The organism is Synechococcus sp. H55.8, assembly GCF_047462375.1.
Lineage (GTDB): Bacteria > Cyanobacteriota > Cyanobacteriia > Thermostichales > Thermostichaceae > Thermostichus.
Map to the genome: position 1 here is coordinate 41,536 of NZ_JANSJC010000012.1, position 14,252 is coordinate 55,787.

Here is a 14,252-nt window from a genome sequence, read left to right on the forward strand (position 1 = left end):
AAGCAGCTCCGGTGAGCCCAGCATAACAAATCCCACTGGGTTGCTGGGCAATACCCGTGCGGATGAACAAGATGCAGGGGCAAATGCGGCGGAAAAATGCGATAGAACTTAAGGCAAGCCATCATGTAACTTCTCCTGCACAGGCAGCTCCCCATGGCCAATATGGCGCCCCGCTCCTTCCCACCCGTCGATCCCGTCCGCGTCGCCATTGTCGGGGCTTCCGGGTATGGAGGAGTGCAATTGGTGCGGCTGCTGAGCGAGCATCCCGGCGTGCAGCTTACCTACTTGGCCGGCCAGGACAGTGCCGGCAAGCGCTATGGGGATCTCTATCCCCAGTTGGCCCAGGTGGTGGATCTGACCGTGCAGCCGGTAGAGGTGGATCGCATTGCCGCCAGCAGCCAGGTGGTGTTTTTGTCTTTGCCCAATGGGCTGGCGGCGGACCTGGCCCCGCCTTTGCTGGCCAAAGGCTGCAAAGTTCTAGATCTCTCGGCAGACTACCGCTTCCGCAACCTGGCCACCTACCAATCGTGGTACCGCCTGGGGCAGACGGATCCCAACTGGCCCAGCCCTGCCTATCGCCAAGCCAATGAGCAGGCGGTCTATGGGCTGCCAGAGCTGTATCGCGAGGCGATTGCCCAAGCCCAACTGGTGGGCTGTCCCGGCTGCTATCCCACCGCCTCGTTGCTGGCAGTGGCCCCGCTGCTGCGGCAGGGGTTGGTGGAGCTGGACAGCCTCATTTTCGACGCCAAGTCCGGCGTTTCGGGGGCAGGTCGCACCCCCAAGGTGGGATCCCTGTTTGCCGAGGTGGACGGCTCGCTGGCGGCCTATGGCGTGGCCCAACACCGGCATACGCCCGAGATCGAGCAGGGCTGTGCCGACCTGACCCACACGCCCATCACTGTGCAATTTACGCCCCACCTGGTGCCCATGGTGCGGGGCATCCACGTTACGTTGTACGCCAACCTGCGGGATCCCGGCTTTGTGGGGGAAGACTTGCTCACTATCTACAATGCTTTTTATCGCCAATCCCCCTGGGTGAGGGTGCTGCCGCGGGGGGTTTACCCGCAAACCAAATGGGTCTCCGGCACCAACACCTGCCTGATTGGGCTGGAGGTGGACACCCGCACCAACCGGGTTATCGTCCTGTCGGTCATCGACAACCTGATGAAGGGGCAAGCCGGGCAGGCAGTGCAGTGTCTCAACTTGATGATGGGATGGCCGGAAACGTTGGGTTTACCGCGGCTGGCCTTCTACCCCTAGCTATAATGCCGGTAATCCCCTTGAGGCCACCTCTGTCCATGTCTGAGCCCCTGGATCCTTCTTCCGCTTCCGAGCCCCACAATGCCTCGCCCAGCACTGCTGCGGATCCCGTCAATGGCGCTGCTGAGGGCCTGAACTGGGAGGAGCTGTGGCGGCAACTGGAGGCGGGCTGGCAGGATCTGCCCCGGCGCTCCGAAGAAACGGTGCAACAAACCCTGGCCCGCCTGCAACTGGAGTGGGGCGGGCTGTGCCGAGAGGCGCGGGATCGGCTGCAGGCAGCTCTGGACAGGGCAAGAAGTGCAACTTCTCCAGAGCCCATCCGGCAAGAGCTGCAAGCCCTCCTGCCCTTGCTTAACCCCTGCCAATGGGAGGTGGTCATTGGCTCTTTGGGGCGGGCTGCCGATCGAGCCTGGGTGGCCAGCCTGTTGTATCACGGCCTGCAGGAGCCGGCGGAAACCGATTCCTGGGTGCTGAGCTCTGAGCAACGCTCTGCTCTGGAGGCGATGAGTGCCCGTGCCTATGGCAACAGCCGCCTGCCTCTTGTGATGGACAAAACTGGCCAGATCCAGGTGACAGCCTCAGCCGCCTTGTTAGTCACCTTGATTGCCATCGAGATTGGCAGTGTGGGTTCGGCAGGTGCTTTGTCCTTGTTGGGCACACCGGAGCTGCGCAGGCTCTTGAATGCCGAGGGCAAGCTGCGGCGAACCGGTTTGAAACAGGGACGCACCGCTCTCACGCAAGAAGAATGGCAAACCCTGCGCCGTTGGCTGGATCCCAAGGGATCCCCCCCCGACTGGTACCTCAATCTCACCCAAGTGGGGATCCAGACCACCCAGGTGGGGGACTATGCGGCCCGGCGGCTGCGGGAGTTTTTCCAGAGCGAGTGGATTAAGCTCGTGATCCCCCCCCTGTATCACCTGGTCATCGATGCAGTGCGGCTGCTGACGGGAGAAGTGTTTCTCAGTGTGGGCACCACCCTGGAATCGGCCTTGGAATCAGCAGAGGCAGGGCGGCGGCTGGAGTTGGTGCTGCAAGCCTTGCCCCAGGCGCGGAATATTCCCGACCCCGACCGGATCCAGGCCGCCATCCCTGCCGTGGTGGAGGCTGCCGAGAAAGCCCTTCGACCCCTGCTGGCACGACAGTTGATGACGGTGGCCAACATCTTCGATCCGCCCATCCGCAACGAGAGCTTAAATGAGTTGGGGCGGCAGCTCAACCTCTGGAACCCCTTCCAGTTTTTGCTCACCTGGGGCACAGCCGGCTGGCTGGCGGCCCTTTTGGATCGGATTGAGGAACTGCAGCAGACCTACCCGGAAATGCCTCTGTGGGAGAGCTATCGCCAGGGCGTTGAGACGGCAGCACAAGCTCCACGAGTGATGGATCAGGCAGAGGCCCTGCGCCTTACCGCCAAGAGCTTGGATCCCAAGATAGAAGAATCAGAAGACTGACCTCTCCTGAAATCTTGATCAGCGGTGGCCTCAAGCCTGGCGTTGGAGCTGTTGCAGGAGCCAGTTGGCGGCAGCGGTGTTGGTCTCGTTGGCCAACCGTTCTAGGGCTTGCTCGAGAAGCGCCATCGGCAGGCCCGCCAGCACCTCTGACTGGGCAATGGCCCGATAGCGCCTGTCCTCGGCCAGCCCAAAGGCAAAAACGCGCCGCCCTTTGACATCGATGACCCAGTACTCAGGAATGCCCAGGCTGGCGTAGAGCTGCTTCTGCTCGTCCAGGTCAAGGCTGAGGGTAGTGTCGGCAATTTCGCCCACCAGGTCAGGGGGTCTTTGGAAACGCAAATCAATCCGCCGCGGCTCGCCAGCTTGGTACCTGGGGATGTTCTCCCCTTTGTAGAGCACCAGGTCGGGGGCACAGGCGTGGGTTTCTGGGTACTCAATCAGACAGCGACCGTAGGACTGCAGGGGCACATCCGGGTGGAGAAAGGCCCAAAACCCAAAAATGATGGTGATGAAATCGCTGACGGAGGCGTGCTCTGGCCCTTCTTTGCCCATGTTGACCCACAACCAGCCCTGGTAAAAAGAAATCTTCTGCCAGTCCAGGGTGGGATGGTTGCCAATGGTCAGGTAGTCCTGCCAAGTGGCGTCGTGCCGCTCGAGGATGGGAGGGGTGGCTGGCTTTGAGGCAAGAACCATTGCTCTCCCCTCACAGGGTAGGGGAACTTCCCCTCAAGCCTATCACCCGTCCTGGCGAAGTCGCTGCTTCCGCTCCTGAGAAGCAGGCTAGGGTTGGCCAGAAGCCTCAGAAGGTAAAGACATCTGCCGGGATCCCTACCTTGGCAGCGGGTCTTTGCGCCAAGCCTGGGGCTGCTGGAACTTGTACAGATCCCGGATCAGCCGCACCCAGCCATCGGCCATGGACTCCACCAAAAGTTTGCCTTTTTCCGGCGTGGCGGCGGTGGCATCCCCCAGGACGCCGCTCTGGCTGAGGTCGCGAGTTGTCCAGGCAAAAGAGATCCGCCCTTCCAGGCTAATCAGGCTGTCTTCCGGCAGATCCTGAGGGTACTCGCAGACCAAGCGGTCAGTTCGTACTGTCTCGGGCAACAGGTACATCAGCATGCTGGTCTCGCCGTCGCCGGCATGGATGCCCAGTTCCCGTTCTTTCGGGGTCATCAGCTCCTGGCCTTGGTGGGGAACGCGCCAGACGGAGATGGGGAAAAGGAGGAAGTCTTCGTGCTTCTGGTGCAGGTCGCGGGCCACAATCTGCAGCACTTCGGGCTGGCCGCCGTGGGAGTTGAGGAACACCAGCTTGCGAAACCCGGCCCGGTAAATGCTTTCGGCCACTTCGGTCAGCACCGCCATCAGGGTTTGCGCCGAGAGGGTGATGGTGCCCGGAAAATGCCAGTGCTCGTTGGCTTTGCCGTAGCACTGGGTGGGCAGGACATAGGCCGGGATCCCCGGCTCTAGTTTTTCCATGGCCCGCCCGATGATTGCGGTGCCGATGCAGGCATCCACCACCAGGGGCAGGTGGGGCCCGTGTTGCTCGATCGAGGCTACGGGCTGGATGATCACCACATTCTCTTTGTCGGGCATGGCCTGGATCTCCGTCCAGGTCAGGTAGGGGAAAAAGCGGTGGGGTGGGATAAAGGTGTGCATCATGGCGGGATCCGGTTGCAAGGAATTTCGAGGAGCCTTGCCTGCAAGACTAGCACCTTGGGCAATCTCTGCTTCCGACGGGATCCCCTCGCAGAACCTGAGAAGGCGTCTCTTAAGATCAGGTGTAGTTTGTCTCGATCGTTCCTAAGCGGAAGCCAGCCGTTCCATGACCCTGTGGCCCTGTCTGCCTGCTCAATGTGGCTCTGGTGAGGAGCCCCCCCTTAGAGGACGTCCTCTGCCTGCTGGGACGGAAGTAGGGAGTGCCCCCACCTCACCCCGCCGCCTTCTAGCTTTGCCGGGGCCGCAAGCCACCCTCTACGTGGAGCTGATTCAGGTTTCTCTCCACAATCTTGAGGCGGGATCCCCGGCGCTGCTGTGGGTGCGGCCCCTGTTGCTCGAGCAGGGATCCCAAGTTTTAAACCTGCAATCCACTTCGGATTTGCTCTGGCCGGCTGACGGTTTTGTCCCGGCCTACGCCGAGGAGGTACTGCCCCTGCTAGAGCAGGCCAGGGATCCCTTGCCCCATGAGGCCCGCCAGCGGCTGCAGGCGTTTTTGCAACAGCTCTACCAGGGCTAAGCTTGCCAGGACTCTGTCCCGCCATCGCCAACGGCTAAGCTCTGCAGAGCCGATTCCAGCCGCGCCAGCGCCTCGTCAATCTCCTTTGGCGTGACGATCAAGGGGGGCACAAAGCGCACCACCTGAGATCCCGCCGGCACCAGCAGTAGCCCCTGCTCCAGGGCCGCCCTGACCACCTCAGCCGCCGGGATGCGCACCACCAAACCCTGGATCAGGCCCCAGCCGCGCACCTCTTGAACAAGCTGCGGAAACTGCCTTGCCAGGCGAGACAGCCCCTGGCGCAGATAGGCTCCTGCCTGCTGGGCATTCCAAACCAGGCTTTCGGCCATCAGGGTGTGGCAAACCGCCAGGCCCACTGCACAGGCCAAGGGATTGCCGCCAAAGGTGCTGGCGTGATCCCCTGGCTGAAACACGGCGCAAAACTCTTTGGCCAAGAGGGCGCCAATCGGGATCCCACCGGCGAGACCCTTGGCCAAGGTGAACACATCCGGCTCCACTCCCAAGTTGCAGTAGCCCCAGAGCCTGCCGCTGCGCCCCATGCCCACCTGCACCTCATCCAACATCAGCAGGATGCCCCGCTCGCTGCAGACCCGGCGCAGCCACTGGAAGTAGGCGGGATCTCCTGGGACAACCCCCCCCTCCCCCTGCAGCGGCTCCAGCAGCACGGCACACACCCGCTCGCCCCAGCGCTCCAACACCACCGCCGTACCCTCGAGATCGTTGTAGGGAACGTAATCGAAGCCGGGCACCAGAGGGGCAAAGTCTTTTTGGTATTTCGGCTGGCCGGTGGCGGTAATGGTGGCCAGGGTGCGTCCATGAAAGCTGGCCTGGGCGGTGAGGATCACCGGATCCTGGATCCCGCGCACCGTATGGGCGTACTTGCGGGCCAGCTTGATGGCGCCTTCATTGGCCTCTGCCCCCGAGTTGCAAAAAAACACCTTATCGGCACAGGAGTGCTGGGTCAGCCATTGGGCCAGTTGCGCCTGCGGCTGGTTGTAGTAGAGGTTGGAAACATGGTGCAACTGTTGCGCCTGCTGCGTCAGCGCCTGGATCCAAGCGGGGTGGGCATGGCCCAACGTGCAGGTGGCAATGCCGGCCACAAAATCCAGGTACTCCCGCCCCTCTTCATCCCAAACCCGGCAGCCTTCCCCCCGCACCAAGGTCAGAGGATAGCGAGCGTAGGTGGACATCACATGCTGCTCGAACAGCTCGGCAGTGGTCGCGGATTGCGAGGGGGTATCGACGAGAGAAGAGCTCAGCGGTGACATGGCCGGCGGCAAGACAGAGAGAGAATGGACAGTGATTCGAGTGTATCACTCTGCTCTGAGGATGCTATTCTGACGAAGCTCTAAGGAGACGGGATCCACACCCATGGGGCGGCGGGGGGTAACAGTCTGGTTTACGGGGCTCAGCGGCGCGGGCAAAACCACCCTGAGCTGCGGTGTGGCCCAGCAGTTGCAGGCTCTGGGGCTGGCGGTGGAAGTGCTCGATGCAGACCTGGTGCGGCAACACCTGACCAAAGGGCTCGGCTTCAGCAAAGAAGATCGGGATGAGAACGTTCGCCGCATCGGCTTTGTGGCAGAGATGCTGACCCGCCACGGGGTGATCGTGCTGGTGTCGGCCATTTCCCCTTATCGGGCCACCCGGCAGGAGGTGCGGCGGCAGATCGGCAACTTCATCGAAGTCTTTGTGGATGCCCCCCTAGAGGTATGCGAACGTCGGGATGTCAAGGGCCTCTATCGCAAAGCGCGGGCAGGTCTCATCCAGCATTTTACCGGCATCGACGATCCCTACGAGCCGCCGGAATGTCCAGAGGTGGTGTGCAAAACCGCCGAGCAAAGCATCTCTGAATGTATCGAATTGGTGATGCAAAGCCTGAGAATTCACGGCTATCTCCAACAATTCTCCTAGCTTAATAGAGCGCTGGGCCTGGCGGGTTTGGGATCCCTTGTGGGAAGATATGAACAAGCATTTCGTTTCTGAGAATCAAGGTAGCTATGGCAGTGACTCGTGCCGGACGAACCTCTGTGATGCGGGGCAGCAGCGAAGGAAACCCTGCCAAGTTCATGGAAATGGCCAGCTCTTTGCTCAACACCCGCACCCGCCAAGGCAGTGGCAAAAAGGTTGAAGATCGCTCCTCCTACGGCAAGGCGGGCAATCCGCAAGAGTTTCTGCAGATGGCCAGTGAGTTGCGCCGATCCCTGGAGCAACAGGGTCGGTAGCTGCCCTTGTCCTCTTCTCTGGACTGTGGGATCCCCGTCCGGCTCAGCCAGCCGGGCGTTTTTCTTGATTAAGCTCTCCAGCCAGATGAACCCCCAAGCCTTGCCCCTGCGGTTTGTCACCCACAGGCGGGAGAGAGAATGTCAGGATGGGAAAAGTGCTCCTCTGAGCGCTATTGCCAGTGGACGTGGTGAAGCAAAAGGGCATGAAAAACACGGGCTTTTGGCTGGCCGGGATCCTGGGCGTGATCCTGGATCAGGCGACCAAGCGCTGGGCGGTGGAGCGGCTGCTGCCGGGGCCGGAAATCGAGCTGTGGCCGGGGGTGTTTCACCTCACCTATGTGGAAAATACCGGCGCCGCCTGGAGCCTGTTTGCCGATTCGGCAGAGTTCCTCAAGTGGGTCTCGTTGGGGGTAGCGGTGGCGCTGGCGCTGCTGGCGATTCGCGGCGGCAGCCTGGGCCGTTGGGAACAGGCGGGCTACGGTCTGGTCTGGGCAGGAGCGGTAGGGAACGGCATCGACCGCTTTCTCAACGGCTACGTGGTGGATTTTTTTAATCTGGTTTGGATCCGCTTTCCGGTGTTTAACGTGGCGGATGTGGCCATCAACCTTGGGGTGGCCTGCTTGCTGATCGGCTTGCTACAGGACAAATCAAAGGAAACGGAACCGGCTTCCACTTCGCCTCATCCAGAAAAAAAGTCTGGCCACGGCGGCAGCAGTTAAGTTAACAAACTACCCCACCGCTGCCGCGACTTGGGCTCCATTTTGGGTGGCCCCGAAGGATCCCCCCATTCGTCCAGGCAGATATGGGCCAGCAAGAGGGGTGAGCACCGAAAGGGCTACAGGGCACTGTTGCTCCCTCATAACTACGCCAGGCAGCTATTTCACCCCCGCCCAGCCAGGATCCTCCAGCGCCTGCCAGGTTCGAGCTGCCTCTCCTTCAACCGCTTCGGGATGGGAGGGTGCAGGCGGAGCGCTCCACCACAACCCCAAAGCCGGCCCCAAGCCCAGCAACAGGCCTAGCCCCGCTGGCGCGAAAATGCCGGATCCCAGGCTCATCAGCAGGGCAAAAGCAAAATTGGCTACATAAAGCACCAGCGGCCCCAACAACTGGCGGCGGTTCAACACAGGCTGATCTTTCCCCCAGAGGAGGTTGGCTACGGTCATAAAGGCGGCCCCGGTCAGCATCCAACCGCCGAAGTTTTGCAACGGCATGCCGAAAAAAGGCCCCGGCTGAAACCACGTCCAAAAGGGGATCAAGCCGCGGGTCATGGCCGGATCCAGCACGAAGTCCCAAGCGGTGAGCAGCAGCGCCCCCAACAGGATGGCCTCGCAGTGGATCAGCCAGTGGCGACCCGCTTGCAGCGCCACCCGCGCCAACAGGTAAGAGGACAGCCCCACGTAAAACCAAGACAAAGGGATCGTGAAGGGAACCAGCCCGGCAATCTTGTAGCCCAGCCCACTGAGGTAGCCGTAGTCGCCAAAGGGGATCCCTGTACTGGTGCCCAACAGCTCGCTGGCCAGGGAGATGCCCACCGCCGGGATCAAAAACATCAACAGGCGCCGCACTCCCAACAGTCGGGATCCCATCAAAGCCGCCGCCAGCGCCCCGAACACCATGTAGGCAACGCCGCCATTGCCCATGCTCCAGGAGAAGGCTTGAATGCCAACGGGGGGCAAACTGGCCACCCACTCAGGATGGGGTACAACCCAAAGCAACCCTGCCAACCCGAAGAGCAAAGACAGAATGTGCAAACCCAGCGCCAAAGCTTCCAGCCGCCGCCAAATTGAGCCGGACAGAGGCAGAACACTTCGCCAAACAGAAAGCTGCAAAGACGGACTGACGAGAACACCAGAGGACGAGAACCAACGCATGAGAAACTCCAGGAGAGTGGTTAAGCAAAGCCGCTCTGCCTCTCTACCGCTCCTACAACGGCTGAGGAGAAAAGCGGGTGGCCTGGGAAGAAAGCCCAACTCCAAGAACGAACCCGCTTGCTTGCGGGCCGGCCTACTTGGGATGGCTCCCTGGACAGAGGTGTCACTGCTGCTAACGGTGACACTGCTGATATTTTGCTGTCTATTGTATCAATTCGTAAACATCCCCTCTGTCTTTGCCCAGGGCCTGCCCCTACCTCGGTGGCAGGGATCCCTGGTGGGGGTGTACGCCCAGTTGGCCCGGGCTGTGGAGCGCCGGGACTGGTCTCAGGCCCTGCGCCTGGTGGATCTCTTGTATCGGCAGTCGCAGGATCCGGCTCAGCGTCAGGAGCTGGAAAACTATCGGCTGGCGCTGGAGAGCCATCGCTCTGCCGATGGGGATGCGCCGCTGCCCCAGTGGCCGTTCTTGCACAAGCCCTTTGTCGGCGAATTTCCCGTCACCAACCTTTTCGACCACGATATGCCCCTGGGGGAGGAAGATGGCAACGGACGGTTTGTCAGTGGGCAAGGCCAAGTTTGGCTCCCTGGCCCGCTGCACCCCTGCGGCAAAAGCGATGGCCACGCCGGCTACGACTGGGCCATGCCGGTGGGTACGCCGATCTTGGCCGCCGCTTCAGGACGGGTCACCTTGGCGCGTCAAGAGCCGCAGTTTTTGTGTCCTGGCTTGGGCCGCCCGGTCAGGGGGTTGCGGGTGCGCATTCTGCACGAGCCAGGCGGCTTGGAAACCCTCTACGCCCACCTCAGCCAAATCCGGGTGCAGGAGGGACAGAGAGTGGCGGCAGGGGACGTAATCGGCCTGTCGGGCGACAGCGGCTGCGCCAGCGGGCCCCATCTCCATTTTGAGGTGCGCCGCCTTGATCAAACCAACTCCGGCCAGCCCGCTCCTGTCGATCCCTACGGGTGGTTTGGGTCTGGCCTGGATCCCTGGAGCCTGCATCCCCTGGGAGCAGAGAGCCTGTGGCTTTGGCAGGTGGGCCAAGCGCCCAGCCTAGGCGCCTGCTGGCAGGCTCAACAATTCTCCAGTCATCCTCAATAGGCTGGAGACGTTTCCCTCACCCCCGACCCCTCTCCCAGTGGGATCTCCCCTCACCCCCGACCCCTCTCCCAGTGGGAGAGGGGAGTTGCAGGGGACTGCTTCGCAGCAATTGGGAACGAATCCCAGCGGCCTATGCCTTGTCGCCAATCGAAAAACTTGGGATGCTACAGATCGCGGCGGACAAAGCCATCTCCTTCCCACTGGTAGAGGGTGGCGCGCGAGTCGCGGTTGGATCCCGGCACGCTGGAGATGACCAGGATCCCTTGGGGGCTGACCCGCAGGCTAGCATTGCTTAAGTCTGTTACGCTTAGCAACGGCACAAACCCCTCTAGCCGGTGTTCCAAGACCAAGACAGACCGCAGCAGGCTGATGCCCCCTCGCTCGGTGAGCAGCACCAACTTGGGCTGGGTGCTGGGGGTGATGTCGGTGCGCAGGTGAGCTTCCACCAACCGCCCTGGGATCGGCTCAGCCGTGTGGAGCAGGCGAAAATCGTATCCTCCCTGATGTCCAAAGCTGAGAACCCGCACCACCGGCTCCACTGTCGGCTGCCGCTGGATTTCAAACACGGCCACTACATCCTGACGATCGGAAGCGGTGAGGCTGGCCGCAAACAGGCGCAGGTTTTCGCCACGATTGCCACGGATGAAGTCCCACCAGATGGATTGACGAAATAGGGCAACAACTCCTTCGCGCGCGCTGCCCCCCTCAGAAACAGCCGGCAAAAGCGGAAGCATAGGCTGGGAATGGGCAGAACCAACGGCAGTTGGTAGGGTGACAACCAAGGCCACTCCCCAGGCTATGCGACCATAGGAATACAACAGCTTCCGCATATTTCCTCACCCCTCGACCCTAAAATTCTAGGAGACTCCAAGGCTTCTCCAGTTAACAAAATAGCCGGGATAAGGGATCCCTCTGATGTTCAATTCAACGTCGCGCCCACCTTGATGGTCAGGGGCGACTGACGCAAGAGATTGATCTATACTGGCTGCCGTAGATAACGCTAGAAAAAGCTGTACAAAAAAGTCGTAGTCATTATCAAATGGAACGGCTCGCTGGATCGATCCCTAACTCTCGCTCTGAGGGAGGGAAGCTAGGCAAGGCAAAGGTTCACCGGCAATTGCAATGGCCAGAGTTTGCCACTCATGTCTGGTTGCCACTTGGAATAGCCCCCTTTTCTGCCGCCAAAAACAATTGGGCCCGCCAAAAGCAGGCGATAGATTTGCTATCAAAGTCCAGGCCAAAACGGGCCATTTCCGTTAGTTCAGCAGGCGAAAACTCCACGACGGCGATGTCTTCATCCTCGTCCTTGGCCGGTGGAGCATCCAGCACTTCCAGATCCCGCGCCAGGTAGGCGTACATGATCTCGCTGGAATAGCCGGGGCACAGATAAAATTGGCCGAGGGGATCCCAGCGGTGGGCGCGCAGGCCGGTTTCTTCTTCCAGCTCGCGGCGAATGGTTTCATCCGGATGTTCTCCCGGCTCGACGGTGCCGGCAGGAAATTCGTAAAGGTAGGCGGCGACGGCAAAGCGATACTGGCGAATGCAGACGAACTTGCCTTCGGCAGTCACCGGCACGGCCACAACGCCGCCGGGGTGGATGAGGTACTCCCGCTCCCCTTCTGTGCCGTTGGGAAAGCGCAAGCGCTGGCTGACAAAAGTGTACTTGTGGCCGTGGAAGCGCAGGCGCTCGCGAAGGATCTGCGATGGGGTATGCATGGCCAAGGTTCCCGAGAGAAAAGCCCCCCTCAGCTTAATGGTTGCCCGCCTTAGGGTAAAGTCGAGAGGCAAACCGCAGGAAGTGCAGGCCATGATCTTCCCTTCCCTGAAGGAGTTTCTCGCCCTCAGCCAACAGGGCAATTTCATCCCGGTGTACCAGGAATGGGTGGCGGACTTGGAAACGCCTGTCTCTGCCTGGTACCGGGTCTGCGCCGGGCGGCCCTACAACTTTTTGTTGGAATCGGTGGAGGGAGGGGAGCAGGTGGCCCGCTACAGCTTCCTCGGCTGCGATCCCCTGTGGGTGCTAGAGGTGCGCGGGGATCAGGCCTTGCAAATCCACCGCGACGGGCATCGAGAGCAGCACCACGGGGATCCCTTTGCCATTTTGGCCCGCTGCCTGCAGCCCTATGAGCCGGTGCACCTGCCGGAGTTGCCCAGCAGCATTGGCGGGCTGTTCGGCTACTGGGGCTATGAGCTGATTCGCTGGATTGAGCCCAAGGTACCCATCCATCCCCCGCAGCCAGGGGATCCGCCCGACGCCATCCTAATGCAGGTGGACAGCATCCTGATCTTCGACCAGGTGAAGCGCAAGATCTGGGTGGTGGCCTTTGCCGACACGCGCCAGCAGCCGGCGGAGCAGGCCTACGCCCAAGCTTGCCAGCGGGTGGAAACGCTGCTGCAACAGCTCAGCGCTCCCCTGTCGCTATCCCACCTCAGCCTCGACTGGAAGCCCCACCTGCCCGATGCCATTCCCCCCAGCACCCTCAGCCGCGCCGCCTACTGCCAGGCGGTGGAGCAGGCCAAAGCCTACATCCGCGCCGGCGAGATCTTTCAGGTGGTGCTCTCGCAGCGCTTGACCAGCCGCTTTGACGGGGATCCCTTTCGCCTCTACCGCTCCCTGCGGCTGATTAACCCCTCCCCCTACATGGCATTTTTGCAGTTTGGGGATCTGTGCCTGATTGGCTCCAGCCCAGAGGTGATGGTCAAGCTCAGCCGGGTGGGGGAAGAGCGCATCGCCACCGTGCGTCCCATCGCCGGCACCCGCCCCCGCGGCACTACCCCCGCCGAAGACCGCCAGTTGGAGCAAGAGCTCTTGGCGGATCCCAAGGAGCGGGCGGAGCACGTCATGCTGGTGGACTTGGCCCGCAACGACCTGGGAAGGGTCTGCCGCCTGGGATCCGTGCAGGTGGACGACCTGATGCAGATTGAGCGCTACAGCCACGTGATGCACATCGTCAGCAACGTGGTAGGGCAGTTGGATCCCCGCTACAGCGCCTGGGATCTGCTGCGGGCCACCTTTCCTGCCGGCACCGTTACCGGCGCCCCCAAAATTCGCGCCATGCAGATTATCCACGAGCTGGAAGGGTGCCGCCGCGGCCCCTACGCCGGTGCCTACGGCTACTATGACTTCTCCGGCCAACTGAACACCGCCATCACCATCCGCACCCTGCTGGTTCAACGGGGCCAGGTGAGCGTCCAAGCCGGGGCGGGCATCGTGGCCGACTCGGATCCAGAGCGGGAATATCAAGAATGTTTGAACAAGGCGCGGGGCATGCTGATGGCAGTGGCCAGTCTGCAAAAGGGGTAAAGGTTCGTGTTAGCCCAGGTGCGCTTTAGCCATACAGGACAGCAGCCGGATCCGGAGACCGTAGAGCAGGCGTTTCACCTGTTTTCCACCGAGGGCTACCTGGTGCTGCCGGAGATCTTCCCCACGGCGCTCATCGACAAGCTGCACAGCAGCTTTCTGGCCACCTACAGCCGCTACTGCACCCACGAGAACCACACCGACGCCCTGTTGGTGGGCAATCGACGAGTGATGGTGACGGTGCGCCTGGAGGGGCCCTTCAACGATCCCCTGCTCTATGCCCACCCCTTAGTCCTGCCTATTTTGCAGCGAATCTTGGGATCAAGCCTGATCCTGAGCGGTCTGGGGGTGGTAGTTTCTCTGCCGGGATCCGCCGACCAACAGGTTCACCGGGATCTCTCCCACCTCTTCGGCGACGCAATTCTGGATGCCATCATCCCCTGCTATGCCCTCAATCTTCTCATTCCGCTGGTGGATGTCAACGAAGAGAACGGCATAACCCGTCTCTGGCCCGGCAGCCATGCCGTTTTCGAGGCCCACTACACCGAGCTGGCCCGGCAGATGCCCTTTGTCGATCCGCCGCTGGCCAAGGGATCCTGCCTGCTGTTCGATTACCGCTTGATCCACCTAGGCCGGGCCAATCGTTCTACCGCTCCCCGGCCCCTCCTTTACAACACCTACAGCCGACCTTGGTTCCGGGATCCCGTCAACTACACCCGGCAGCCCCCCTTGGTGATCCCGGCAGCCGAGAAAGAGCGGATCCCGGCCCAGCACCAATCCCTATTCGTGGCAGCGCAGATTGTCTAGAGGAAAGTTTTGAGGAA

At 61.3% G+C, this 14,252-nt stretch carries 15 protein-coding genes; 9 read left to right on the top strand and 6 right to left on the bottom strand.

Going from position 1 to position 14,252, the window contains the following annotated elements:
- The first annotated feature begins 153 nt into the window (after positions 1-153).
- Positions 154-1,260 (top strand): N-acetyl-gamma-glutamyl-phosphate reductase, encoded by a 1,107-nt coding sequence (argC, locus tag NW862_RS06855; RefSeq protein WP_414335956.1) that lies wholly within the window; start codon positions 154-156, stop codon positions 1,258-1,260.
- 38 nt (positions 1,261-1,298) lie between these two features.
- A complete protein-coding gene (locus NW862_RS06860) occupies positions 1,299-2,708 on the top strand; it encodes a hypothetical protein (protein WP_414335954.1) in 1,410 nt (469 codons plus the stop codon).
- A gap of 30 nt (positions 2,709-2,738) precedes the next feature.
- Here NW862_RS06860 and NW862_RS06865 read toward each other — a convergent pair whose 3' ends face one another.
- Entirely contained in the window at positions 2,739-3,401 is a 663-nt protein-coding gene (locus NW862_RS06865; protein WP_414349057.1) for a Uma2 family endonuclease, read from the bottom strand.
- Between the two features lie 135 nt (positions 3,402-3,536).
- Positions 3,537-4,361: a creatininase family protein gene (locus NW862_RS06870; protein WP_414427050.1), complete on the bottom strand. Its 825-nt coding sequence runs from the start codon at positions 4,359-4,361 to the stop codon at positions 3,537-3,539.
- A 166-nt stretch (positions 4,362-4,527) separates the two neighbouring features.
- Between NW862_RS06870 and NW862_RS06875 the strand changes: the two genes are divergently transcribed.
- Positions 4,528-4,938 carry a hypothetical protein gene (locus NW862_RS06875; protein WP_414427043.1) on the top strand — a complete coding sequence of 137 codons (411 nt, stop codon included), beginning with the start codon at positions 4,528-4,530 and terminating at the stop codon, positions 4,936-4,938.
- Here NW862_RS06875 and NW862_RS06880 read toward each other — a convergent pair.
- Positions 4,935-6,206 (bottom strand): aspartate aminotransferase family protein, encoded by a 1,272-nt coding sequence (locus NW862_RS06880; protein WP_414333539.1) that lies wholly within the window; start codon positions 6,204-6,206, stop codon positions 4,935-4,937. The genes NW862_RS06875 and NW862_RS06880 overlap by 4 nt on opposite strands.
- A 103-nt stretch (positions 6,207-6,309) precedes the next feature.
- On the opposite strand from NW862_RS06880, the gene cysC reads away from it, so the two are divergent.
- The 3 genes from cysC (at position 6,310) to lspA (ending at position 7,879) form a co-directional block, all read left to right on the top strand.
- The gene (gene cysC, locus NW862_RS06885) at positions 6,310-6,849 is read left to right on the top strand and encodes an adenylyl-sulfate kinase (RefSeq protein WP_414333538.1); all 540 of its coding nucleotides are present in this window, start codon (positions 6,310-6,312) and stop codon (positions 6,847-6,849) included.
- Positions 6,850-6,935: 86 nt separating this feature from the next.
- Positions 6,936-7,160, top strand: coding sequence for a hypothetical protein (locus NW862_RS06890; protein ID WP_414333537.1), 225 nt, complete (start codon positions 6,936-6,938; stop codon positions 7,158-7,160).
- A gap of 203 nt (positions 7,161-7,363) precedes the next feature.
- Positions 7,364-7,879 carry a signal peptidase II gene (gene lspA / locus NW862_RS06895; RefSeq protein ID WP_414333548.1) on the top strand — a complete coding sequence of 172 codons (516 nt, stop codon included), beginning with the start codon at positions 7,364-7,366 and terminating at the stop codon, positions 7,877-7,879.
- Positions 7,880-8,035: 156 nt separating this feature from the next.
- Here lspA and NW862_RS06900 read toward each other — a convergent pair whose 3' ends face one another.
- Positions 8,036-9,031 carry a carotenoid biosynthesis protein gene (locus NW862_RS06900; protein ID WP_414333535.1) on the bottom strand — a complete coding sequence of 332 codons (996 nt, stop codon included), beginning with the start codon at positions 9,029-9,031 and terminating at the stop codon, positions 8,036-8,038.
- A 205-nt stretch (positions 9,032-9,236) separates the two neighbouring features.
- Here NW862_RS06900 and NW862_RS06905 point away from each other — a divergent pair, with 205 nt between their 5' ends.
- Positions 9,237-10,127 (top strand): M23 family metallopeptidase, encoded by an 891-nt coding sequence (locus NW862_RS06905; protein WP_414349055.1) that lies wholly within the window; start codon positions 9,237-9,239, stop codon positions 10,125-10,127.
- 164 nt (positions 10,128-10,291) lie between these two features.
- On the opposite strand, the gene NW862_RS06910 is transcribed toward NW862_RS06905, so the two are convergent.
- Both NW862_RS06910 and NW862_RS06915 read right to left on the bottom strand, forming a co-directional pair.
- Positions 10,292-10,957 carry a hypothetical protein gene (locus NW862_RS06910; protein ID WP_414333531.1) on the bottom strand — a complete coding sequence of 222 codons (666 nt, stop codon included), beginning with the start codon at positions 10,955-10,957 and terminating at the stop codon, positions 10,292-10,294.
- Positions 10,958-11,267: 310 nt separating this feature from the next.
- The gene (locus NW862_RS06915) at positions 11,268-11,843 is read right to left on the bottom strand and encodes an NUDIX hydrolase (protein ID WP_414333529.1); all 576 of its coding nucleotides are present in this window, start codon (positions 11,841-11,843) and stop codon (positions 11,268-11,270) included.
- A 91-nt stretch (positions 11,844-11,934) separates the two neighbouring features.
- Here NW862_RS06915 and trpE point away from each other — a divergent pair, with 91 nt between their 5' ends.
- Positions 11,935-13,431 (top strand): anthranilate synthase component I, encoded by a 1,497-nt coding sequence (gene trpE, locus NW862_RS06920; protein ID WP_414333546.1) that lies wholly within the window; start codon positions 11,935-11,937, stop codon positions 13,429-13,431.
- 6 nt (positions 13,432-13,437) lie between these two features.
- Positions 13,438-14,235 carry a phytanoyl-CoA dioxygenase family protein gene (locus NW862_RS06925; RefSeq protein ID WP_414333527.1) on the top strand — a complete coding sequence of 266 codons (798 nt, stop codon included), beginning with the start codon at positions 13,438-13,440 and terminating at the stop codon, positions 14,233-14,235.
- Positions 14,236-14,252: the final 17 nt, after the last annotated feature.